Genomic DNA, 21,444 nt, shown 5'->3' on the forward strand with positions numbered 1-21,444 from the left:
TCGTCCCTCGCGGCTCACGCCGACCAGATCCCGGCGATCCAGGCTTCTAGTTCGCCGGCTCGCGAGGGCAGCACCGACGACAGATTTTCGAAACCGCCGGATGTGACGACCACATCGTCCTCGATGCGCACGCCGATGCCGCGAAAGCCTTCGGGGACGGTGGCGTCGTCGGGCTGGAAATACAATCCCGGCTCGACGGTCAACGCCATCCCCTGGCGCAGCGTTCCGTAGCGATAGTTTTCGGAACGCGCTTTTGCGCAGTCGTGCACGTCCATTCCGAGCATGTGGCTGACGTTATGCAGTGTGTAACGGCGATAGAGTTGACGTTGCGGATCCAACACCTCGTCGACCGATCCGCGTAGAATGCCGAGATCGATCAAGCCCTGCGCCAACACCGCCATCGCGCGGCGGTTCGGCTCGAGAAAATCGTTACCGGGCGCGACCGCTTCCATCGCTTGTCGCTGCGCTTCCCACACTAATTCATAGATCTGCCGCTGCTCGGGCGTAAACGTTCCCGAGATCGGCAACGTGCGCGTCACGTCGGCGGTATAGAGCGAGTCGCACTCGACGCCGGCGTCGAGCAACAGCAAGTCGCCGGGTTGCAGAACGCCGTTATTTCGCGTCCAGTGCAACGTGCACGCGTGATCTCCGGCGGCCGCTATCGTCAAGTAGCCGACGTCGTTGGCTTCGATCCGCGCGCGATTCCAAAACGCGCCTTCGATCGCGCGTTCGCTCGCGGTCTCGCGCATCGCAACGATCGCGTCCTCGAAGGCGCGTTTCGTGATGGCGCATGCCGTGCGGAGTTCGGCGACCTCGTACTCGTCCTTGATCAGCCGGGCCTCGGAACAATAGGTGGCCAGCTCGTCGTCCGCGGCATAGGCTGCATCCAGGGTCGTGTCGAGACCGCCGATCGCGCGTACCCGCGCGTTCGACCGGTCCAGGCCCTGTAGATACGAAACGGCGTCGTGAAGCGGCCGGCACTCATCGACGCCATAATACGGAAGGCTCTCGTCGACCCCACGATGCCGCCCCACCCAGAGCTCGCCGTGCGCGCGGTCGGTGAAGAAATCGGCGGTGCCGCGATTATGCGGCCGTACGAACAGGATGGATCGGTGCCCGGTACCATCCGGCTCGAGCACCAGCAGGTCGCCGGGTTCGCCGCCGCCGGTGAAATACGCAAAATCGGTCGCCGGGCGGAAGCGGAAATTCGTATCGTTGGCCCGCACCCGCTCACCGCCCGCCGGCAGAATGAGGTGCGTGGCCGGAAAAGCGCGCGATAGCACGGCGCGTCGCTCTCGCAGACGGTCCACTTGCGGATGGACGGTCGAAGCGGCCTTTCGTTCGAGCCAGCCGTCGCGCATGAAGTCGATCAGCGCTTCCGGAGCGTCGGTGTCGTAGCCCGTCCGAGCGACGGGGGCTGAACGCGGAGAGGTCATGCGGATGCTTTCGCCTCGCGGCGATTTCGCGGCCTGCAGGCCCGGTTTCCGGCAAGCGAGCGTCGAACCGAGTGGGGGTGCAAAGCGACGTGCGCACCGCCGACGCCCTCGCCAACGAACGAACGTTCCTCGCATACGTACGAACGGCGCTGGCGTTCGTTGCGTTCGGGTTCGTTATCGCGAAATTTTCGTTGTTCGCGCGCGAGTTTGCCGTACTGGTGCGCATCCATCCGGCGCACGAGAACGTCTCGACCGGCTTTGGAACCGCAATGGCCATCGCGGGGGTCGCGATTGCGCTACTCGGTGCGTTCCGGTACGCGGCGACCGATCGCGCGCTCAAGCAAGGCCGCATCAAACCGATGTCGATCGTAACCGGCTATGCGATCGCCGGCCTCGTCGCAGCGATCGGCGCGGTCGTCGCCATGGCGTTGCTGGCCTACCGCTAGAGCGTAGCCATGTGCAGGATGGGTCACATCGCGATTTCGGCAGTTGTCGCCGCCTGCATCAGCCTCATCGTTCCTGTTGAAGTGCGCGCGAGTTGCGAGCCGGGCGGCACTCCAACGTACGACGACATCTCCGGCATAGCCGTACGCCGCGGGTGCGGCACCGATCGATTTCATTACCTAGCGTGGGCGCGCAACGACGGCCTCATATTTTTCGCCGCTAAAAGTGAAACCCCAGTCAAAGGTTATTACGATGGCCGCGACGGACGGCCGTTGTTCGTGCGATTGCGACAAACGCTACGCGATGAAGACTTTCTTGCCGTGCGCTTAAAACCGTCGCCGACCGTCTATTTTGATGGGCCGTGCCAGACCGTGGAAATAATGCGCTGCGGTGTGGTTATCGCCGTCGGCGGGTTAAGTCCCGGAATACTTCCCTTTGAGGCCGATACGAGCGACCCTCAAATCCGTCGCTTCGAGGCAATCGTCGACAAACTGCAAGCGTCGATTTTCGCATGGCCATGGCAAAACGAGCACCCGGAAGTGAAACCATCACCGAGCCCGACGCCAAAGTAGCCTTAGTTTGACATTTCGATATCGAGGCCGACGTCCAGTGCCGGCGCGCTGTGCGTTATCCAGCCGGTGCTGATGACGTCGACGCCGGTGCGAGCGATCGTGGCGATCGATTGCAGCGTGACACCGCCGCTGGCTTCGGTCAAAACGCGCCCGGCGACCATCTCGACCGCACGCCGCAGCACGTCCGGCGGCATGTTGTCGAGCAGCACGGCGTCGATCGGCGTTTCAAGTGCTTCGCGCAACTGTTCGAGCGAATCGACTTCGACTTCCACCTTCATCATGTGACCGATGCGCGCACGCACCGCGGCGACTGCATCGCGAATCGATCCGGCCAGCGCGAGATGGTTGTCTTTGATCAGCACAGCGTCGTCGAGACCGAAACGATGATTGATGCCGCCGCCGCAACGCACGGCGTATTTTTCCAACGCGCGCAAACCGGGCGTCGTTTTACGCGTATCGGCAACCTGAGCCCGCGCGGGGGCGATCGCATCGACCATGCTTCGCGTCGCGGTCGCAATTCCACAAAGGCGCCCGAGTAGGTTGAGCGCGACGCGTTCGCCGCTCAATATGCAGCGCGCACTCCCCGATACGTGCGCGATCGCTCCACCGGCTGTTACGCGTTCGCCATCGGGAACGTCGATCGTCCATTCGATCGACGGCTCGAGCAAACGAAAGGCCAACAATGCAATCGACGTTCCGGCGACGACGCCGTCGCGCCGAGCCGCGAGCACGGCGCGCGCCCGCACCTCCGGCGAAACGATGGCGTCGGTCGTTACGTCGCCGCCGCGGCCGAGATCTTCGGCCAGCGCGGCTCGCACGACCGGCTCGGCGACCACCTCGAGAAATTGCGCCGAAACGCTAACCGGCATCGCGTAACCGCGTAAACGAACGCTTTGCCAGCGCTTCATCGGAGGTCGGATTGTCGCTGCGATAGTGGCTGCCGCGGCTTTCGGCACGCGCTAATGCGGCTTCGGCGATCAAGCGTCCGACCACCAAGAGATTGCGCAACTCGTCGCTGGGATCGCTAACCGATCGCTTCAGCTCTCCAATGCGTAACAACGCTTCACGTAAGCCGCGTTCGTGGCGTACGAGACCGACGTTCGAATACATGACGTTGCGCAGATCGCTAACGGCCTGTACGCCGGTTCCGCGTGGCGGCGGTTTCGGTGCGCGCGATGTCGGGCGACCTTTGGGCGCGGGCGCCGCGTCGAGTATATCGGTTGCGACCCGCGACCCATAGACCAACGCCTCGAGCAGCGAGTTGCTCGCTAAACGGTTCGCTCCGTGGACGCCGGTCGCGCTGGTCTCGCCACACGCCCAGAGTCGCGCCAAACTTGCGCGGCCCCACTCGTCGACGGCGATACCGCCCATGTGATAATGCGCCGCAGGAGCGACCGGAATGTTTTCGATGCGCGGATCGATGCCGGCCTCGCTGCAAAACGCGAACACGGTTGGAAACTTCGTGGGAAACGCCGCGCCGATGCGGCGCGCGTCCAGTCCGACGGTTCGTCCGTGATGCAACTGCTCGAAAATGGCTCGCGCGACCACGTCACGCGGTGCGAGTTCGGCGTCGGCATGGCGCCCCAACATAAATCGTTCGCCGAGATCGTTCACGAGAACGGCGCCTTCGCCGCGCACCGCCTCGGTCACCAACGGCATCGGGTCGCGTCCGATCGCAAGCGCAGTCGGATGAAATTGGACGAATTCCATATCGGCCAACAGTGCGCCGGCACGAGCAGCCATCGCGATTCCGTCGCCTGTGGCTTGCGGCGGATTCGTTGTAAACCGGTAGAGCCGGCCGATACCGCCGGTTGCCAGAATGACCGCGCCGGCGCGGTACTCGACGATTTCGCCGGACGCGTCGTCGCGACCGTACACGCCATATACACGGTCGGCGTCGGCGATCAAATCCAACGCCGATACGTTTTCGACGACATCGATCGACGGGTGCGAGAGGACCGCTTCGATCAGCGTGCTGAGAATCGCGTGGCCGGTTGCGTCGCCGCCCGATTTAACGATACGACGGCGCCCGTGCGCGGCTTCCCGGCCGAGTTCGAGTTCGCCCTCGGCGTCGCGATCGAACGTGGCGCCTAGTTCGAGCAGTTCTTCGATGCGGGCGGGTGCGTCGTCGGTTAAAATGTCGACGATCGCCTTGTCGCTGATTCCCGCGCCGGCACGCTGCGTGTCGAGTGCGTGCAAGTGGGGAGAGTCGTCTTTGCCGACGGCTGCAGCGATGCCGCCTTGCGCCCAATCGGTCGCCGCGCCTTTCCCCAGGCGCGTTTTACACAGGACGGTGGTTCCACGCGGGGCGAGTTTGAGCGCGGCCATCAAGCCGGCGATGCCGGCTCCGACGACCAACGTTTCGCTGCGACGAATCGTCGGGGCGTCAATCGCGCGGACGGCTAAACTCCAACATGCGGTCGACCGATAACCGAGCGCGGCGCGCGATCTCGGGATCGATCGTCACTTCATATTCCATCGATTGCAGCGAGTGCAGTATTTTGGGCAACGTATTGCGCTTCATGTGCGGACACAGGTTGCACGGCCGTACGAAATCGACATTCGGATTCTTTGCCGCCACGTTATCGGCCATCGAGCATTCGGTCATCATCAATACGCGCGGCCGCTTCGTCGCCGGCGTCTCGTCGAGACCGCCGACGTATTCGGCCATGCCTTGCGTCGAACCGACGTAATCGGCCGCGGCCAAAACATCGGGCGGACATTCCGGATGCGCCAACACGATCAGTCCCGGATCGCCCTCGCGATAACGTCGAATATCGTCTCCGCTAAAACGCTCGTGCACCTCGCAGTGGCCTTGCCACGCGATGATTTCGACATCGGTTTTGGACGCGACGTACGCGGCCAGATATTCATCCGGAAGAAAGATCACGCGCGGCACACCCAAGGCCCGAACGATTTGCACCGCGTTGCCGCTGGTGACGCACACGTCGGATTCGGCTTTGACTTCGGCCGACGTATTCACGTACGTTACGATCGGAACGCCGGGATACTTCTCGCGCAGCAGCCGTACGTCGGCGCCGGTGATCGATTCGGCCAGCGAACATCCGGCTTTGAGATCGGGCACCAGCACGGTCTTTTGCGGATTGACCAGTTTCGCGGTTTCGGCCATGAAATGCACGCCGCATAAGACGATCACGTCGGCTTCCGTTTCCGCCGCCTTGATCGCCAACGCGAGTGAGTCGCCCACGATGTCGGCGACGGTATAATAGATTTCCGGCACTTGATAATTGTGAGCGAGGATGACCGCGTTTCGCTCGCGCTTGAGACGCTGAATGGCCGCGACGTACGGAGCGTACAGCGGCCATTCGACTTCGGGGATAACGCCGCCGGCTCGCTCGAACGTTTCGTGCGTTTCGGCGGCGATTTCAGGCGTGTAGGTGAGCTCGGCGATGGTCATTGATTCCTTACCTTACAACCCGGACGGCGAAGACCCGTTTGCGGCCGGAGCCGGTAACCCGTTGATAAACTGGTGCACGGCCGTATAAAACGCTTCCGGACGGTCCAACATCACGAAGTGGCGCGACGGACCGATTGCGACGACGGTTGCCTGCGGCGCCCCCTTCAGGAGAGAAGTGTAGAACGCGACGCCTTGGTCTTGCGTGAAGCCGGCTTTCGAACCCATCTGCGGGTCGTACGGCATAATCTCGAGGACGGGAATCGTGATTTTCGAGAGATCCGGGCGCAGATCGGCGATCAGGTCGGCTTGCAGCCAGGCAGCCACAATTTTTGGATCGCTGCTCGCTTCGAGCTGCGCCGTCGGAGCGACGAGCTGCGGATCGAGCGTACCGATGTTCTGCATGTATCTCGTTTCATACGCAAGCGCTCCGGCAGGCGATAACCCGGCGTACGATCCAGCCGCTTGTTTGGCAACCACGGTACGCTGATCGGTCGTTTGCGTGCTCAGCAGCGGGAAGATCGGCAGGCCGTCGGCGGCGACGATGGCGCGTAAGCGCTCGGGATGTTGCTCCGCTAGGTAGATCGCGAGCGTTCCGCCGAGGCTGTGCCCCACCACCACCGGCGACGCGATGTTGTGCGCCGACAGCATTTGCCAGAAGTCGTTTGAAAACGCCTCGAAGGTCGGCGTTTGAGCGGGCGCGGGCGTTCCGTCGAACCCGGCGAGCGTGACCGCATAGACGGTGAAGTACTGCGAAAAGTGTTCAATGGTGCCGTACCACGACCACGGCCCGCTACCTAAGCCTGGAATCAAGATCAAGTTCTGCGGTCCGGAACCGTATTTGTCCACGTGGAGCATTCCGGAATCGAAGGACGCCGACGGCTTAGGAGCGGGCGGCAGCGTCGCAGCCGAAGCCGGTGCGGCTGCGACGGCGAGCGCGATGAGGGTGAGCGCGACCGCGATTCGGTTGACGAGGCGGATCATCGTGAGGGTTCCTCCATGGTGAGTGGGTCGGCTTCGAAAACGTCTTCCACCTGCCGCCCGAAGATTTGGCTTATTTTGAACGCCAGCGGTAAGCTGGGTGCGTATTTCCCGGCTTCCAGCGCGACCACGGTCTGGCGCGCGACGCCCAGCCGGTCGGCCAGTTCGGCCTGAGACCAGTCCCGCTCGGCGCGTAGGACGCGTAACCGGTTTTTCATCGGTAGCGCAACCGCAGGGCGACACGCGCAACTCCCCAGCTGCCCATCACGACGAGCCAGGTGTACCACGCAGAGAGATGGGGCAGACCCGCCGATTCTAGAAAAGCGTATGTGACTGAGAATACGGCCGTTACACCGGCTGCGATGGCCAGCGACTCGGTCGTAAGCTGCCGCTCGAATTCATCTGTATCGCGAACGTACCGTAGCACCGCCGGAACGATGGCGACGACCGGTAGTAGCGGTACCAGAATCAAGAGATAGCGCCAGGCGCCCTCGATGTTCAGCCGCTGAACCGCCAGTATGCTGCCGACCAGCAAAAGCACGTAGAGCGACATCGCGATCGTGAGTTGCACGGTGTACCGGCGGCTGGCGCGAGTGGTGGGGTTGGTGAGGCGTTGCATGAACAAATAGTATCTTGTAGCGTACTTTATGTCAAGTATAGACGACATTTTGTGAAATGAAGACGACTTTATGACGTCCGAACGCGCCATTGCGTCCGCGAGGTGTGACATGTGCGATTCCGTGGTAGGAATCGAAGACGCACAGAGGAGGTAACAATGAATCGTTGGTTTGCCGGAATGGTCCTGACCGCCGTGGTGATTATGGGCGCTGGCGCAGCTCGAGCAACAGCCGCTCAACCGATGCCATCCACGTCCCCGATGCCATCGGACACCCCGACTCCAATGTCGAGCATGCAGCCAAGGTAGATCTTCGCAGCGCCGCCTAGGGCGGCCGGTTCCATGGAAGAGGCGCGTCCCGTGAGGGGCGCGCCGTCTTTTTGTCCCAGCCTTCGTTGCTCCCAGAGGAATAATAACCACAGTCATTAATCCGAGGCGGCAAATAGTAACTAATGTCAACTTCTTGTAGTTTGGAGCGAACCTCGAATGCGATGGACAAAGCCCCTTCTCGTACTTTGTGTGCTTGCCACGGCGGCGGTGGGGGTGGTTGGGCCTGCATCCGCCGCCAACGGCTCCATGATTTTGAACGTGTCGTTCGACCCGACGCGCGAACTCTACAATGACTTCAACGACGCGTTCGCCCGCTATTGGAAGGCCAAGACCGGCCAGACCATCACCGTACAGCAGTCCAACGGGGGCTCGGGGAAGCAGGCGCGAGCGGTTATCGACGGCTTACAGGCCGACGTCGTGACCCTCGCGCTGGCATACGACATCGATGCGATCGCCGACAAGGCGCAGTTGCTGCCCGCCAATTGGCAGTCGCGTTTGCCGGAGAATAGCACGCCGTACACATCGACGATCGTGTTCTTGGTGCGCAAGGGCAATCCGAAGCACATCAAGGATTGGAGCGACCTTATTCGCCCCGGCGTTTCGGTCGTGATGCCCAATCCGAAAACGTCCGGAGGCGCGCGCTGGAACTTTCTCGCGGCGTGGGCCTACGCGTTGCGCCGTCCCGGCGGTAACGAAGGCGCGGCTCGCGATTTCGTAACCAAACTGTATAAGAACGTTCCGGTGCTCGATTCGGGCGCGCGTGGTTCGACCACGACGTTCACAGAGCGCAACATCGGCGACGTACTCGTCGGCTGGGAAAGCGACGCGCTACTCGCGACGCGCGATCTTGGTCCCGACAAGTATTCGATCGTGTATCCGCCTACCAGCATCCTGGCGGAGCCGCCGGTGGCCGTGGTCGACAAAGTCGTCGACGCCAAAGGCACGCGCGGGATCGCCGAGGCGTACGTTAGGTATCTCTACACTCCGCAAGGCCAGGAAATCATCGCCAAGCATTTCTTTCGTCCGCGCTTGCCGTCGGTCGTCAAGAAATATGCATCGACGTTTCCGAGCATCCGGATGGTGACCATTTCGCAAGTATTCGGCAACTGGAAAAGCGCGCAGAAGAAGTTCTTCGATGACGGCGCGCTGTTCGACCAAATCTATCAGCCGTAGTAACCCAACATGATCGCCGCCGCCCGCCGCCCGCGCAGCATTCTGCCGGGCTTTGGATTAACGCTCGGTCTGACCGTTGCGTATCTGTCGCTCATCGTGCTTATTCCGCTGGCGGCGGCGTTCTTCAAGGCATCGACGCTCGGCTGGTTCGGCTTTTGGCACGATGTAACGACGCCGCGGGCGCTGGCATCGTACCAGATCACGTTCGGCGCATCGTTCCTCGCCGCGTGCATCAACTTAGTGATGGGTGTTTTGACGGCATGGGTGCTGGTCCGTTACCAGTTTCCGCTGAAAAAACTGTTCGATTCGCTGGTCGATCTGCCGTTCGCGCTGCCGACGGCCGTAGCGGGCATCGCGCTCTCGACGATCTACGGTCCAAGTGGAATATTCGGAAAGCCGCTGCTCAAGTTGGGCATTCATGCCGCGTATTCGCGTATCGGCATCGTCATCGCGCTGACGTTCATCGGGCTACCGTTTATCGTACGTACCGTGCAACCGGTGCTGGCCGATATCGACCGCGAACTCGAAGAAGCGGCCGCGAGTCTTGGCGCTAACCGGTTCCAAACGTTTACGCGCGTACTGTTGCCCGCGATTTTGCCGGCGGCTATTACCGGCTTCGCATTAGCGTTCGCTCGTGCCATCGGCGAATACGGCTCGGTCATTTTTATCGCCGGCAACATGCCGATGCGCACCGAAATCACGCCGCTGTTGATCGTAACCAAGCTCGAGCAGTACGATTACGCCGGTGCCACCGCTATCGCAGTGGCAATGCTGGTCGTTTCGTTCGCGATGCTGCTGGCGATCAATCTGTTGCAGAAGTGGGGCGGCGGTCGCGAGTCTCGCGGCCAAGCGAGGCCAGCGCGTGGCTAAATCGATGGCGTGGGGTACTCCACAGCACATCGCAGCGCGCCGGCTCGCCGCGACGTCCGAATCGCCTGCGGTCAAGTGGCTGCTCGTCAGTATTGCCGTGGCGTTTCTCGTGGTGTTTCTATTCGTACCGTTAGGTGTTGTGTTCGGCTCCGCGTTCGCAGCCGGCATCATGCCGTACTTCAAATCGTTCGCCGACCCCGACACGCAGGCGTCGATAAGACTGACATTGATAGCGGCTGCGATCTCCGTCCCGCTAAACGTGGCGTTTGGAATGTGCGCGGCGTGGGCGATCGGAAAGTTTCAGTTTCCCGGCCGCAGCCTGCTGATCACCTTGATCGACCTCCCGTTCTCGGTTTCGCCGGTCGTCGCCGGTTTGGTCTACGTTCTGCTATTCGGACTGCAGGGCGTGTTTGGGAAATGGCTGCAGGCGCATGACATCCACATCATCTTCGCGATTCCCGGAATCGTATTGGTGACAATTTTTGTGACGTTCCCGTTCGTCGCGCGCGAGTTGCTACCGATGATGCAGGCGCAAGGCAACGACGAAGAAGAGGCCGCGCTGACGCTGGGCGCCGGCGGTTGGCAAACGTTCACTCGTATAACGTTGCCGAACGTTCGCTGGGCGCTTATTTACGGCGTGATCCTATGTAACGCTCGCGCGATGGGCGAGTTTGGCGCGGTATCCGTCGTTTCGGGTCACATCCGCGGTTTGACGGATACGATGCCGTTGCAGGTGGAATTTTTGTACAACGACTACCAGTTCGTCCCGGCGTTTGCGGTGGCATCGCTTCTAGCGTTGCTCGCGCTGGTCACACTGGTCGTCAAGACCGTCGTGGAGGCTCGTTTCGAGTCATGAGCATCAGCGTTCGCGGGGTAAGTAAGCGCTTCGGCGCGTTTACCGCGCTCGACAACGTCGATTTAGAAGTGCCGGCCGGCCAGCTCGTCGCACTGTTGGGGCCTTCGGGGTCCGGTAAGACGACGCTGTTACGGATTATTGCCGGTCTCGAATTCGCCGACGCCGGCGAGATCCGGTTCGACGGGACGGACGTGGCGAATCGCCGTACGGCCGAACGGCGCGTCGGCTTCGTTTTCCAGCACTATGCGCTCTTCCGGCACATGACGGTGTTCGACAACATCGCGTTCGGCTTGCGCGTGCGGCCCCGTTCGACGCGCCCGTCGGAAAGCGCGATTCGCAAGAAAGTCGGCGACTTGCTGGACCTCATTCAGTTGCAGACGCTGGCCGAGCGCTTCCCGTCGCAGTTGAGCGGCGGCCAGCGTCAACGCGTCGCGCTGGCGCGTGCGCTCGCGGTCGAGCCGAGCGTGCTGCTATTGGACGAACCGTTCGGAGCGCTGGACGCAAAGGTTCGCTTGGAGCTGCGCCGTTGGTTGCGGCACCTGCACGACGAGGTGCAAATAACGAGTTTATTCGTTACGCACGATCAGGAAGAAGCGCTCGAAGTCGCCGATACCGTCGCCGTCATGAACGAAGGACGTTTCGAACAAATCGGAACGCCCGACGAAGTGTACGGTAAGCCGGCAACCTCGTTCGTGTTCAAGTTTCTCGGCAACGTCAATCTGTTCCACGGTCGCATCGACAACGGCGTTACGTACATCCAGCAAACCGAAACCGATCACGTCGTCTTCGTTCGGCCGCACGCGCTGGATATCGCGCGCGAAGCGCCGGCCGGACGAAATGCGTTCCGAGCTACCATCGTGCACGTTAACGCGGCGGGACCGTTGGCGAAGATCGAAGCGCAAGCTGAGTGGGGCAGTCGGGTGCAAGTAGAGATCCCGCAACCGCAGTTTCGAGAGCTGGCGCTAGCCAAGGGTGATGAGGTATTCGTCGTTCCGCGCGAGCTGGCTGTCTTCAGTAATGGCGAGGTCGCCAAGGGCGCCGGCATCTAGTGCCTGGAAGCCGCCGGTCGAGCCGCCGCGGGGAGTCGGCGCATGCTAGACGAACGAGCGGCCGATAATGCTCTTGAACCTCGAGATCATTCTCATAGGCCTTGCCGTCGGGACCATCGTCGGCTTAACCGGTGTCGGCGCAGCCGGGATCATGACCCCGCTGCTGATCATCGCGCTGCACGTCAACCCGATGAAAGCCGTCGGCACCGACCTCTTGTACAGCGTCCCAACCAAGCTCTACGGAGCGTTCCTCCACAACCGTCAGAAGACCGTGAATCCCGATGTGGTCAAATCGCTGCTTTGGGGCGGTTTGCCGGCGTCGCTGATTGGACTGATCGCACTCTTCTGGCTGCGTCACCACGTCGAGGTCACGGTCATCGAAGACTGGACCCGTCGCGCGATCGGCGTGACCCTATTCGTCGCGGCGCTCATCATCATCGTCCAGCCGCTTATCCGGCGCAACATCGTGACGCAGACGTTCGAGTGGCACCCCCGGCAGCGTGGACGCGTGATCGCGATCGGTGCGTTGGTCGGATTAATCGTTACCGTCACGTCGATCGGGTCCGGTTCGGTAACGTTGCCGCTGCTGACGCTGGTATTACCGTTCGCGGGCCTAGCACAACTGATCGGTTCGGACATCGCATTCGCAGCGTTCCTCATCCCGATGGCGGCGCTCGGCCGTTGGTCGATGGGTGACGTCGATCTGTCTCTCGTGCTCAAGCTGTTGATCGGTTCGTTGCCGGGCATCTACATTGGCAGTAAATTGTGCGGCCGCCTCGACCAGCGCTATTTGCGCCCGGTCGTCGCCATCGTGCTGATCGTGGTCGGAACCCGCCTCATTTGGCGATAAAGCACGCGGGCGTCGCTGACCCCGCGAGCGACCGTCGACCGGAACTTACCTTGCGCGGGCTCCTTTTGGGAGCCGCGATCACATTGGTGTTCACGGCCGCGAACGTTTACCTCGGGTTGAAGGTCGGCCTTACGTTCGCGTCCACGATTCCCGCTGCGGTCATTTCCATGGCCGTCTTGCGCGCCGTTAAGAACGCCACGATCGTCGAAAACAACATCGTGCAGACGGTCGCGTCCGCGGCCGGGACGCTGTCGGCCGTTATCTTCGTTCTACCGGGTCTAGTAATGATCGGCTGGTGGAGCGGTTTTCCGTTTTGGGAAACCTTCGGCGTGTGCGCCGCCGGCGGCATTCTGGGCGTGATGTACAGCGTGCCGTTACGGCGCGCGCTGGTCGTGCAAAGCGATCTCCCATATCCCGAAGGCGTTGCAGCGGCCGAAGTGCTCAAGGTCGGCGCGGAGCGGTCGCCCGAGGCTTCCGGTGGTGGATTGCGAGCGTTGGTCACCGGGAGCCTCGCGTCGTTCGGGTTTGCAGCCGTCGTCGCCAGCCAACTCTTCACCGGTGAAATCGACGAATACGGGCGCATCGGACCATCGACGACGGGCATCGGTTTCGCGCTCTCGCTCGCGTTGATCGGCGCCGGACACTTGATCGGATTGACCGTCGGTATTGCCATACTCGCCGGCTTGGTCATTGCGTGGGGCGTCGCAATTCCGCTGTTGACCGCGCTCCATCCGTTGGCCGGCGACGCCGCCACCGTCGCGACCGCCGTCTGGTCGCATCAGGTACGTTTTATTGGTGCGGGTGCGATCGGCATCGCATCGATTTGGACGATCGGACAACTCGTCAAGCCGGTCGTGAACGGATTGCGTTCGTCGATCCAAGCGTCGCGACACGCCGCCGCCGGAAACGACGTTCCGATCACGGAACGCGACTTGCCGATCGGCACGGTCGCGATCATCGCCGCGTTGTCGCTCATTCCGGTGGCGCTATTGTTCGTCGAGTTCCTCCGCGGTTCGGTGCCGCCCGGATTGATGGCAGCATTGGTTGCCGGTGCGGTGGCGTACGTCGTCGTGGCTGGATTCGCGGTCGCAGCCGCCTGCGGCTATATGGCCGGGTTGATTGGGTCGTCGAATAGCCCGGTGTCGGGCCTCGCGATTTTAGCGGTGATCGGTGCATCGCTACTGTTGGTCGCGCTGGCCGGTTCGCAAATTGCCGCGCTCGGGCACGCGCTGGTCGCGTATTCGTTGTTCGTTACCGCCATTTTATTGTGCGTCGCAACGATCGCAAACGATAACCTGCAAGACCTCAAGACCGGACAACTCGTCGGTGCCACGCCGTGGAAGCAGCAGGTCGCATTGATTGCCGGCGTGATCGCCGGCTCGCTCGTCATTCCGCCGATTTTGAATGTGCTCGCGCACGCGTACGGATTTCCCGGCGCGCCGGCGCACGGCAACATCCAGCCGCTGGCAGCACCGCAGGCGACGCTGATCTCGGCATTGGCGCGCGGCGTCATTCAAGGCCAGATCGATTGGCGCCTCATCGGCGCGGGTGCGATCCTCGGTGCTGCGATCGTCGCGATCGACGAACTTCTGCGCAAAACGACGCGCCTGCGTTTGCCGCCCCTCGCCGTTGGTCTGGGAATTTATTTACCCGCATCGAGTACGGCGCCGGTCGTCGTCGGTGCCGTCGCCGGCTTCTACTTCAACCGCTGGGCCGCGCGACAACGCGACGAAGGTCGCGCCCGCCAGATGGGCGTCCTCGTGGCTTCCGGTTTCATCGTGGGCGAAAGTCTCTTCGGCGTGCTGTTAGCCGGCCTGATCGTGACGACTGGCCGTCCGACGCCGCTCGCCGTCGTGGGAGACGGATTTGCGATGCCTGCGCTGTTGCTCGGCGCGGCTGGGTTCGTCATCGTGGTTGCGGCATTGTATCGAGCGGCGGCTTCGCTGTACTTGCGGTCGGAGCGGCGCTCGGCAGCTTAAGCGCAATCCCGGCTAAACGGGAGGCGCGCCGCGGCGGGGGCGTGAAACGTCGAGCGTGCTTTCAGCAATCGCCGCCCTACCGTTGATGCTGGCGCTGGCGAATTCGCCGGCTCCCAGCCCGAAGATTTTCCATCCGACCGCGCTAACAGCCAAGGCTCCGGCCAAATACGACGTCGCATTCAAAACGACGGCTGGTTCGTTTGTCGTCGAGGTCGACCGGTCGTGGGCGCCGCAGGGCGCCGACCGCTTTTACAATCTCGTGAAGTATGGATTTTACAATGGCGCGACGTTCTTCCGGGTCGTTCCGCATTTCGTCATTCAGTTCGGTTTGAGCTCCAATCCGAAGATCAACGCCGCGTGGACCGATGCCGACCTTCACGACGATCCGGTGAAGGGTAGCAACAAGACCGGCTATTTGAGTTTTGCGTCGGCCGGTCCGAACACGCGCACCACGCAAGTGTTCATCAATCTGGCCGACAATGCACGTCTCGACGCCATGGGCTTCGCACCGTTCGGCAAGGTGATCAGCGGAATGAATGCCGTTAGCAAAATATTTGCAGGTTACGGCGAGCAACCGGATCAAAACGAAATCACGTCGGAAGGCAAAGCCTACACCGACAAGTCGTACCCGAAACTCGACAAGATCGAGTCGGCGACGATTTCGATACCGGCCCCGGCGCCGAAGAAAACGCCGGGACACTAGCCTCAGCTATCGACTACTCGTAGTCGACCTCGTGCAGCGACGGTCGCTCGTGCACGAATCGTCTGATCGGATATTCGGACGCGATCGGCTTGAACGGAATCGGCTTCTGATTGAAATCGAAGCAGTCCAGCATACTCGCGGCACGCCGATCGGTCGTTCCCAGGCTCTGCAGTCCGTCGATGTTTTCGACGAACTGCAAGATGCTGCCGAATTCGTATTGCGTGTGTGAGATGTACCCCGGTCGCGCATACGGCGAAACGACCAGCATCGGCACGCGGAATCCGAGACCTTGTAAGTCGATCTGCTTCGGGGCGACGTGATCGAAGAAACCGCCCCAGTCGTCCCAGGTAATGATGATCGCCGTCGACTTCCACAGTTGCGGATTCTCGCCGATCGAATTAACGACCGAGGCGACCCACGACGGTCCGGTGTTGGAATTCGATAGCGGATGATCGGAGTTCTTGTAATCCGGGATGACCCACGAGACTGCGGGCAGATTGCCGTTCTTCGCATCGGTGAGGACCGTGGTCTCGGGCGTGATCACGTTCGCCTTCCATTCCGGCCCGTAGCGAACGGCGTGAATCGCATCGAACGCCGTCCACAACCACCCGCCGCCGTGTTGCTCGAACGTCGGCGCATAGTATTTCCACGAGACGCCGGCGGCGTCGAGCGTGTCGCGCATCGTCTTGTACGTCAGACACGGAAACGGCCCTTGGTTCACGAGAATTTCTCGCGACTGCGTGAGCAGCGACGTCGCGGTACCGGACGGTGCGTCACACCCCCACGGGGTACTCGAGGGAAGGTTGACGAGCACTTGGCTCGAGTTGATCGCGGTATCGCCGGCGATGAGATCTTGATGCGCGACGAAGCTGCCGCTACTTTGCGTTTCGAACATCTCGTCGGAAAGCGTGAACTCTTTGGCCATCGTCCAATACGGCGCGATATTCGTGGGATCCACGTACTGATAGGGCCAGTTGCCGGCCGGTTGGCCATTTGCAAAATCGATGGAGCCGAAGCCGTTCATCTTACCGTTGTTGTATTCGGTTTGAAACGTTTCGAAGTAATGACGGATGTCGACCGGATCCTTGAGCGGATACTTCATCAACTTGACGATTCCGTGTTTGCCTTTGCCGCTGGTCGCACCGTTAGCACCCGGAAACGTCGCGAACAAATTGTCGAAGCTACGATTTTCTTGAACGATGATGACGATGTGTTTGATGTACGGATTGGGAGAGGATATCGGCCCGGTGGTCGGCTGCACGGGCGGGCTGCTCGAGCTTCCCGAGCCTCCGCCCGAACATGCGCTTGCCAGGATTGCTAAAGCGAATATCCACGAACGTTTCATGAAAACGCCATACGTATGCATGCGGTGTGATTCCCTTCGAGGTACTTTCGATACACGGACTATTCGGAATCGACTTCGATCGACGAGGGGCGCTCGTTGATGAACGTCGACATACTCGTTTTGGCTTGAATCGGCTTGAACTTGAGGGGCGTTTGGCTGAAGTCGAAGCAATCCATCATGCTGGTGGATCGGACGTCGGTCGTGTTTAAGCTCGGTAAGCCAAACGTTTGCTCGACGAACTTGATGATGCTTCCGAATTCGTACTGCGTGTGTGAAATGTGATGGGGGCGCGCGTACGGCGAAACGACGATCATCGGAACGCGGAAGCCTAGGCCTTGCAAATCGATTTGCTTGGGGGCTACGTGATCGTAGAATCCACCCCAGTCGTCCCATGTAATCAGGATCGCCGTCGACTTCCAGAGGTCGGGATTTTCACCGATTGCGTTGACGACTTGTGCCACCCAAGACGGTCCGGTGCTCGATGGCGAGCCGGGGTGGTCGGAGTTGAGGTAATCGGGAATAACCCACGATACTGCCGGCAAATCGCCGTTCCGAGCATCCGTCAACACCCGCGTTTCGGGCGAAATCACGTTGGATTTCCATTCGGGGCCGTATCGAACGGCGTGAATCGCGTCGAACGCCGTCCATATCCAGCCGCGGCTCTTGGCGGTAAACGGCGGCGCGTAGTATTTCCACGATACGTTCGAACCGTCGAGCGTATCGCGTAGCGTCTTATACGTCAGACACGGAAATGGCCCCTGATTCGATAAGAAAACCCGCGGCTTCTTGAGCAGCGAAGTGAGCGTACCTTGCGGTGAATCGCAACCCCACGGTTCGTGTGTCGGGATATTCGCCAGTACCTCGTCGGAATTGATCGCCGTGTCACCGGCGATGAGATCTTGATGTGCCACGAAGCTGCCGCTGCTCTGCGTTTCGAACATTTCATCGGACAGGGTATATTGCTTGGCCATCGACCAATAGGGTTGGATATCGTTGGGATCGACGTACTGATACGGAAAGCTTCCCGCCGGCGACCCGTCGTTGTACCCGATGTTTCCGAATCCATCCATCGCACCGTTGTCGTATTCGGTTATGAACGTCTGCCAAATATGGTGAATGTCGAGCGGATCTTCAAGCGGGTATTTGGCGAGCCGGACGGTGCCCTTCTTCGTCTTTCCGCTGGTCGCTCCGTCGGCGCCCGGGAATGTTGCGAAGAGGTTGTCGAGGCTGCGATTTTCTTGAACGATAATGACGACGTGTTTGATGAGTGGATTCGGCGTTGGGGCCGGGCCGGTCGTCGGTCCCGATATTGGCGGCGAGCCCGAGCTCGACGATCCGCCTCCACCCGAGCATCCGGCGGCGACAACAAGCAAGAGCGCGAAAGCCAGCATTCTCCTATCGAGCATAGAACGTTGTACCTCGACGCCGTCGAGGCTTCCCTCCCTGCGCTTCTCAGAAAGGCCGGTTCTCATCGTGCGTAGATCCGTAAACGCGTTCCGCGAATTGCACGAGGACGGCGAAATACTCGTTCTCGCCAATGTGTGGGATGCGGGCTCGGCCGGTCTCGTTGCCGCAAGCGGTGCTCGCGCCATCGCGACCAGCAGTGCCGGCGTCGCCTGGGCGTGGGGCTATCCCGACGGCGACATTCTGCCGCGCGAGCGCCTGTTCGACACCGTCGAGACGGTGTGTCGCGCCGCCGGCGACGTTCCAGTCACGGTCGACATCGAGAGCGGTTTTTCCGACGACCCTGTGGACGTGGGCGAGCTCGCGCAACATTTGTGCGACCTCGGTGCCGCAGGCATTAACTTGGAAGACGGAACCGGATCGCCCGATTTGCTCTGCGAAAAAATCGCGGCGGTCAAGCGGATGACGCACGATGCGGGATTGTTTGTCAATGCGCGAGCCGACGTGTATCTGCGCGAGTTAACGCCGGAAGCGCAGGCGTTACGTGAGTCGATGGATCGTGTCGAACTGTACGCGCAAGCGGGTGCCGACGGCGTGTTCGTGCCCGGCGTCGTACGCGCCGGCGATATCGCTTCGCTCGTTCAGTCGGTCGCGCGACCGCTGAACGTACTGGCGGTAGCGGGACTGCCGTCGCTTTCGGAGCTGCGGCGACTGGGTGTGCGGCGCGTTAGCGCCGGAGCGCTCGGCGCCAAGCTCGCGTATGGAACCGCACTGGCGGCGACCCACCGTTTTCTACAAAGCGCTGTTGCGTCGGAGTTCTTTTCGGGCGATTCTTTGGATTATACGGAGACGAACCGAATCTTCACGCGCGAGTAGACGCTCATTCCGTGCCGTAGTCGAATTCAACCGACATCTCGCTGACGACCGGCGTGCATAGGAACTTCGCAGGTTTGTAATGCGATTGTTCGGCGCCGGCTATCGCTACGTCGTCGACTCCTGCGACTCCGCTGCTCTTTTCGAGCGTTGCGTTGACCGGATGACCTGCGGAATCTAAATACACGTGTATCGTGGTCGTCAATGGGCGATCTCCGAAGTGACCGATGTCCGGGCCCTCGCGACTGAGCAACACCGGCTCGATGTACGCCGCGCCACAGTCCAGCGCCGGCAGATCTTGTTTGAACGCTGCAGCGGTGATGGCCACGCCGGCAAAGGACGGCGCATCTTTGCCGGTGGCTAGTTTCCCCTGCATCGAGTGCACTTCTTGCACGACGCTCGGGCACGGTGTCTGCGCCGCACCATCCACCCCCACGCTGTCGATGTAGGCGAACTCGACATCGCGCGGTGCGTCGAAACCGACCATCATCGCGGGGGCGTAATACTTCTTGTCGTCGCCTTGCTTCAGCAGCGTGCGATCCATCGTGACGCTATACGCACCTTGCGTCGAAATGAGCGTGACCGTCGCCGCCACGGAACTCGTGCCATCCGCGCTCAGATCCAACACGTAGCGATCGCTCCGGCCGAGCGGTGCGGGTTCGTCGCGCCTGTGATCCCAGGGAAACACTTGCACGTCGGCCGAGCAGAACGGATTGTGCCATGCCGACGGGCCATCGGCTCGCGCCGCCGGGCCACCGACGAGCGTACAAAGCAAGAAAACCGCGGACATGAATGCCCAAGGACGAAATCGCACGCCCCGGTTTTCGGCGCCACGTCCCTTCTATCCCTATGGGACTAGTTTCGAATTGCCGCCTGCTTAGCAGGGCCGGGGACGCAAGGGGCATCATCAACCCCTATGCGCCGTACGTGTGGTGTAATGAAGTGGGCCGTGATCTGTGCCGGCGCGCTGGTGACAGCACTTTGTTTTGCTGCGCCGGCGCCGGCTGCTTGCGTTCCCGGGACGACATGGACGTACGACGACATCCGCTATGTGTCCGTCGTGCAATCTGCGTTCCCCAACGGTGGTTGGCCGGACTACTCCTTTGAGGCGACGTATTTCCCCGCTCGAGCGACGTACGCCGAGCGCGCTTCCGCGCGATTGACGGCCAAGCGAAACGTCCCGCGAACGGGTGTTTTCGTTGCGTCCGATCCGATTGCGTCGTTTCGAAAAATAGTCGGTGTGCTGAAAGCGGCATCTTTCTTCGATATGCGCCTAGCACCAGCGACGAGTTCGTACATCGATGGCCCGGAGGACACGGTTACCGTCGCACTTTGCGGAATCCGCTGGTCGCTGGGGACGATCGTTCAACCGGGTCAAGTAGCACAAAATGACGATAGCGGGCGACGCTTCTTTGCATTGGAAAGCGAATTGCGCAAAATGATTTTCGCGGACGCCTGGTCGACATCTACGACTGAGCCCTAGCGCCTCGCCAGACGCCTGGCAAGCGCGGGAGCGACAATGGATGGCAAAGGAGCCTTCGCATGCCATTGTTTGTATTCGGGGCGTTTATGGTTTGCGTGCTGGGTGCCGGCATCGCCGCCGCATCGCCAGCCGCACCGTCGCCTCAATCGTCTAGCGGTCCAACGACCGCCATCGTTCCGCGCGGTACCGTCATTCCGGTGCTCGTCACCAAAGAGATCCGCGTTGGCGGATTCGGGCGGTCGCAAGAAGAGCATAAAGTAAAACTTACGGTAGCCGAAGACGTCATCGCGGGCGGTTTCGTTATCGCCAAGCGCGGCGATCTCGCCGAGGCCGTCTACGTTACGCAAACCAATGAAACGCGTCGCGTTTTCAGCACCAACGTTTCGCAGGAGGTCGAACTCGACGTCGACGACGTCGTCAATTTCTGCGGCGACACGTTGCACGTGCAGTTTGCTCGCACGTTTGTCGGCGGTGGGCGAGCCGGCGCATTCTCCTTCGGACCGCACGCGCACGACGCGGTGTTTTCCAAGGGCGCCGTTCTTAAAGCGGAGACCGACCGCGTCGAGAAATCTATTTGTGCCGAGGCGACCAGCGCAACACCCGAGCCACCTCCCAGCGATATCGTCTTGCCCGACGACGAAGTGTCACCGGAGCCGTGAGCGCGCTTTCGATGACCATCCGCGAGTTTGACGAGCGTCTATATCTCCAGCTGCGGTTATGTCTCGATGGCGACTATATTGGCGTCGGCAGCGACGCGCTGACGCCGCTCATGCTCGCAGGTCTGCGACGGTCGGTCGACGTGGCAAGCGTCGGACGGCTATGCGATTGCGGCGAGCCGTGGTGCCGGAGCTTTCAAATAGCCGGAAGGCAGGCCTCGCGTGAGTCGCGCCGTGTGCGCTTTCGCGTGCACGGCGAGCTGGCCGTCGTATGCGACGCGTTCGGCGACCTGCAACGCATCGAGTGGCTCCCCGAACTTCCGAACGAGACCTCACGCCGCCACGAGCAGCGCGAGGAAGCGTGTATCGAAGTTTCGGTCTGCCCGTTTCCAGATTGATTTCGCCGGGA

23 protein-coding genes are annotated in these 21,444 nt (G+C 61.2%); 13 read left to right on the forward strand and 10 right to left on the reverse strand.

Annotated elements, in window-relative coordinates; translation table 11 throughout:
* Positions 1-14: 14 nt before the first annotated feature.
* Positions 15-1,436 carry an aminopeptidase P family protein gene (locus VGF98_12590; GenBank protein ID HEY1682472.1) on the reverse strand — a complete coding sequence of 474 codons (1,422 nt, stop codon included), beginning with the start codon at positions 1,434-1,436 and terminating at the stop codon, positions 15-17.
* 77 nt (positions 1,437-1,513) lie between these two features.
* On the opposite strand from VGF98_12590, the gene VGF98_12595 reads away from it, so the two are divergent.
* Together VGF98_12595 and VGF98_12600 are read left to right on the forward strand one after the other, a co-directional pair.
* A complete protein-coding gene (locus tag VGF98_12595; GenBank protein HEY1682473.1) occupies positions 1,514-1,882 on the forward strand; it encodes a DUF202 domain-containing protein in 369 nt (122 codons plus the stop codon).
* Positions 1,883-1,900: 18 nt separating this feature from the next.
* Entirely contained in the window at positions 1,901-2,452 is a 552-nt protein-coding gene (locus tag VGF98_12600; protein ID HEY1682474.1) for a hypothetical protein, read from the forward strand.
* 2 nt (positions 2,453-2,454) lie between these two features.
* Here the strand turns inward: VGF98_12600 and nadC are convergent, their stop codons facing one another.
* From nadC to VGF98_12630, 6 genes are read right to left on the reverse strand one after another with little or no spacing between them, the layout of a single operon-like run.
* Positions 2,455-3,360: a carboxylating nicotinate-nucleotide diphosphorylase gene (gene nadC, locus VGF98_12605; GenBank protein HEY1682475.1), complete on the reverse strand. Its 906-nt coding sequence runs from the start codon at positions 3,358-3,360 to the stop codon at positions 2,455-2,457.
* Entirely contained in the window at positions 3,311-4,810 is a 1,500-nt protein-coding gene (locus VGF98_12610; GenBank protein HEY1682476.1) for an L-aspartate oxidase, read from the reverse strand. The genes nadC and VGF98_12610 overlap by 50 nt, the downstream gene beginning before the upstream one ends.
* A 28-nt stretch (positions 4,811-4,838) precedes the next feature.
* Positions 4,839-5,870 (reverse strand): quinolinate synthase NadA, encoded by a 1,032-nt coding sequence (nadA, locus tag VGF98_12615; GenBank protein ID HEY1682477.1) that lies wholly within the window; start codon positions 5,868-5,870, stop codon positions 4,839-4,841.
* A gap of 12 nt (positions 5,871-5,882) precedes the next feature.
* Positions 5,883-6,851, reverse strand: a complete 969-nt coding sequence (locus VGF98_12620; GenBank protein HEY1682478.1) for an alpha/beta hydrolase — start codon at positions 6,849-6,851, stop codon at positions 5,883-5,885.
* Positions 6,848-7,066 (reverse strand): helix-turn-helix transcriptional regulator, encoded by a 219-nt coding sequence (locus VGF98_12625; GenBank protein HEY1682479.1) that lies wholly within the window; start codon positions 7,064-7,066, stop codon positions 6,848-6,850. The genes VGF98_12620 and VGF98_12625 overlap by 4 nt, the downstream gene beginning before the upstream one ends.
* Entirely contained in the window at positions 7,063-7,467 is a 405-nt protein-coding gene (locus VGF98_12630) for a hypothetical protein (GenBank protein HEY1682480.1), read from the reverse strand. The genes VGF98_12625 and VGF98_12630 overlap by 4 nt, the downstream gene beginning before the upstream one ends.
* Positions 7,468-7,983: 516 nt before the next feature.
* On the opposite strand from VGF98_12630, the gene VGF98_12635 reads away from it, so the two are divergent.
* The 7 genes from VGF98_12635 (at position 7,984) to VGF98_12665 (ending at position 15,274) form a co-directional block, all read left to right on the forward strand.
* Positions 7,984-8,967, forward strand: a complete 984-nt coding sequence (locus VGF98_12635) for a sulfate ABC transporter substrate-binding protein (protein HEY1682481.1) — start codon at positions 7,984-7,986, stop codon at positions 8,965-8,967.
* A 9-nt stretch (positions 8,968-8,976) separates the two neighbouring features.
* Positions 8,977-9,837, forward strand: a complete 861-nt coding sequence (cysT, locus tag VGF98_12640) for a sulfate ABC transporter permease subunit CysT (GenBank protein ID HEY1682482.1) — start codon at positions 8,977-8,979, stop codon at positions 9,835-9,837.
* The gene (cysW, locus tag VGF98_12645; protein ID HEY1682483.1) at positions 9,830-10,693 is read left to right on the forward strand and encodes a sulfate ABC transporter permease subunit CysW; all 864 of its coding nucleotides are present in this window, start codon (positions 9,830-9,832) and stop codon (positions 10,691-10,693) included. The genes cysT and cysW overlap by 8 nt, the downstream gene beginning before the upstream one ends.
* Complete coding sequence (locus tag VGF98_12650; protein HEY1682484.1) at positions 10,690-11,742, forward strand: sulfate ABC transporter ATP-binding protein; 1,053 nt, start codon at positions 10,690-10,692, stop codon at positions 11,740-11,742. Before cysW ends, VGF98_12650 begins: the two co-directional genes overlap by 4 nt.
* A gap of 67 nt (positions 11,743-11,809) precedes the next feature.
* Positions 11,810-12,592 carry a sulfite exporter TauE/SafE family protein gene (locus VGF98_12655; protein ID HEY1682485.1) on the forward strand — a complete coding sequence of 261 codons (783 nt, stop codon included), beginning with the start codon at positions 11,810-11,812 and terminating at the stop codon, positions 12,590-12,592.
* 50 nt (positions 12,593-12,642) lie between these two features.
* Entirely contained in the window at positions 12,643-14,571 is a 1,929-nt protein-coding gene (locus tag VGF98_12660) for an oligopeptide transporter, OPT family (protein ID HEY1682486.1), read from the forward strand.
* Between the two features lie 55 nt (positions 14,572-14,626).
* The gene (locus VGF98_12665; GenBank protein HEY1682487.1) at positions 14,627-15,274 is read left to right on the forward strand and encodes a peptidylprolyl isomerase; all 648 of its coding nucleotides are present in this window, start codon (positions 14,627-14,629) and stop codon (positions 15,272-15,274) included.
* A 13-nt stretch (positions 15,275-15,287) separates the two neighbouring features.
* Here VGF98_12665 and VGF98_12670 read toward each other — a convergent pair whose 3' ends face one another.
* Positions 15,288-16,619, reverse strand: coding sequence for an alkaline phosphatase family protein (locus tag VGF98_12670; protein HEY1682488.1), 1,332 nt, complete (start codon positions 16,617-16,619; stop codon positions 15,288-15,290).
* 59 nt (positions 16,620-16,678) lie between these two features.
* The gene (locus VGF98_12675) at positions 16,679-18,025 is read right to left on the reverse strand and encodes an alkaline phosphatase family protein (protein ID HEY1682489.1); all 1,347 of its coding nucleotides are present in this window, start codon (positions 18,023-18,025) and stop codon (positions 16,679-16,681) included.
* 67 nt (positions 18,026-18,092) lie between these two features.
* Between VGF98_12675 and VGF98_12680 the strand changes: the two genes are divergently transcribed.
* Positions 18,093-18,899, forward strand: a complete 807-nt coding sequence (locus tag VGF98_12680; GenBank protein HEY1682490.1) for an isocitrate lyase/phosphoenolpyruvate mutase family protein — start codon at positions 18,093-18,095, stop codon at positions 18,897-18,899.
* A gap of 4 nt (positions 18,900-18,903) precedes the next feature.
* On the opposite strand, the gene VGF98_12685 is transcribed toward VGF98_12680, so the two are convergent.
* Positions 18,904-19,710 (reverse strand): hypothetical protein, encoded by an 807-nt coding sequence (locus tag VGF98_12685; GenBank protein ID HEY1682491.1) that lies wholly within the window; start codon positions 19,708-19,710, stop codon positions 18,904-18,906.
* A gap of 123 nt (positions 19,711-19,833) precedes the next feature.
* Here VGF98_12685 and VGF98_12690 point away from each other — a divergent pair, with 123 nt between their 5' ends.
* The 3 genes from VGF98_12690 to VGF98_12700 are packed head-to-tail and all read left to right on the forward strand — an operon-like array spanning position 19,834 to position 21,433.
* Positions 19,834-20,379 carry a hypothetical protein gene (locus tag VGF98_12690; protein HEY1682492.1) on the forward strand — a complete coding sequence of 182 codons (546 nt, stop codon included), beginning with the start codon at positions 19,834-19,836 and terminating at the stop codon, positions 20,377-20,379.
* Between the two features lie 59 nt (positions 20,380-20,438).
* The gene (locus VGF98_12695) at positions 20,439-21,038 is read left to right on the forward strand and encodes a hypothetical protein (GenBank protein HEY1682493.1); all 600 of its coding nucleotides are present in this window, start codon (positions 20,439-20,441) and stop codon (positions 21,036-21,038) included.
* Entirely contained in the window at positions 21,035-21,433 is a 399-nt protein-coding gene (locus tag VGF98_12700; GenBank protein ID HEY1682494.1) for a hypothetical protein, read from the forward strand. The genes VGF98_12695 and VGF98_12700 overlap by 4 nt, the downstream gene beginning before the upstream one ends.
* The last annotated feature ends 11 nt before the right edge of the window (positions 21,434-21,444 follow it).

The organism is Candidatus Tumulicola sp. (assembly GCA_036490475.1).
In the GTDB taxonomy this organism is placed as follows: Bacteria; Vulcanimicrobiota; Vulcanimicrobiia; order Vulcanimicrobiales; family Vulcanimicrobiaceae; genus Tumulicola.

Excerpts from the sequence above, each read along its gene's own strand:
- VGF98_12590 (HEY1682472.1), bottom strand. The coding sequence starts at position 1,436 with ATGACCTCTCCGCGTTCAGCCCCCGTCGCTCGGACGGGCTACGACACC.
- VGF98_12600 (HEY1682474.1), top strand. The coding sequence starts at position 1,901 with ATGGGTCACATCGCGATTTCGGCAGTTGTCGCCGCCTGCATCAGCCTC.
- nadC (HEY1682475.1), bottom strand. The coding sequence starts at position 3,360 with ATGAAGCGCTGGCAAAGCGTTCGTTTACGCGGTTACGCGATGCCGGTT.
- nadA (HEY1682477.1), bottom strand. The coding sequence starts at position 5,870 with ATGACCATCGCCGAGCTCACCTACACGCCTGAAATCGCCGCCGAAACG.
- VGF98_12620 (HEY1682478.1), bottom strand. The coding sequence starts at position 6,851 with ATGATCCGCCTCGTCAACCGAATCGCGGTCGCGCTCACCCTCATCGCG.
- VGF98_12625 (HEY1682479.1), bottom strand. The coding sequence starts at position 7,066 with ATGAAAAACCGGTTACGCGTCCTACGCGCCGAGCGGGACTGGTCTCAG.
- VGF98_12630 (HEY1682480.1), bottom strand. The coding sequence starts at position 7,467 with ATGCAACGCCTCACCAACCCCACCACTCGCGCCAGCCGCCGGTACACC.
- cysT (HEY1682482.1), top strand. The coding sequence starts at position 8,977 with ATGATCGCCGCCGCCCGCCGCCCGCGCAGCATTCTGCCGGGCTTTGGA.
- VGF98_12650 (HEY1682484.1), top strand. The coding sequence starts at position 10,690 with ATGAGCATCAGCGTTCGCGGGGTAAGTAAGCGCTTCGGCGCGTTTACC.
- VGF98_12655 (HEY1682485.1), top strand. The coding sequence starts at position 11,810 with ATGCTCTTGAACCTCGAGATCATTCTCATAGGCCTTGCCGTCGGGACC.
- VGF98_12670 (HEY1682488.1), bottom strand. The coding sequence starts at position 16,619 with ATGAAACGTTCGTGGATATTCGCTTTAGCAATCCTGGCAAGCGCATGT.
- VGF98_12675 (HEY1682489.1), bottom strand. The coding sequence starts at position 18,025 with ATGCTCGATAGGAGAATGCTGGCTTTCGCGCTCTTGCTTGTTGTCGCC.
- VGF98_12690 (HEY1682492.1), top strand. The coding sequence starts at position 19,834 with ATGAAGTGGGCCGTGATCTGTGCCGGCGCGCTGGTGACAGCACTTTGT.
- VGF98_12695 (HEY1682493.1), top strand. The coding sequence starts at position 20,439 with ATGCCATTGTTTGTATTCGGGGCGTTTATGGTTTGCGTGCTGGGTGCC.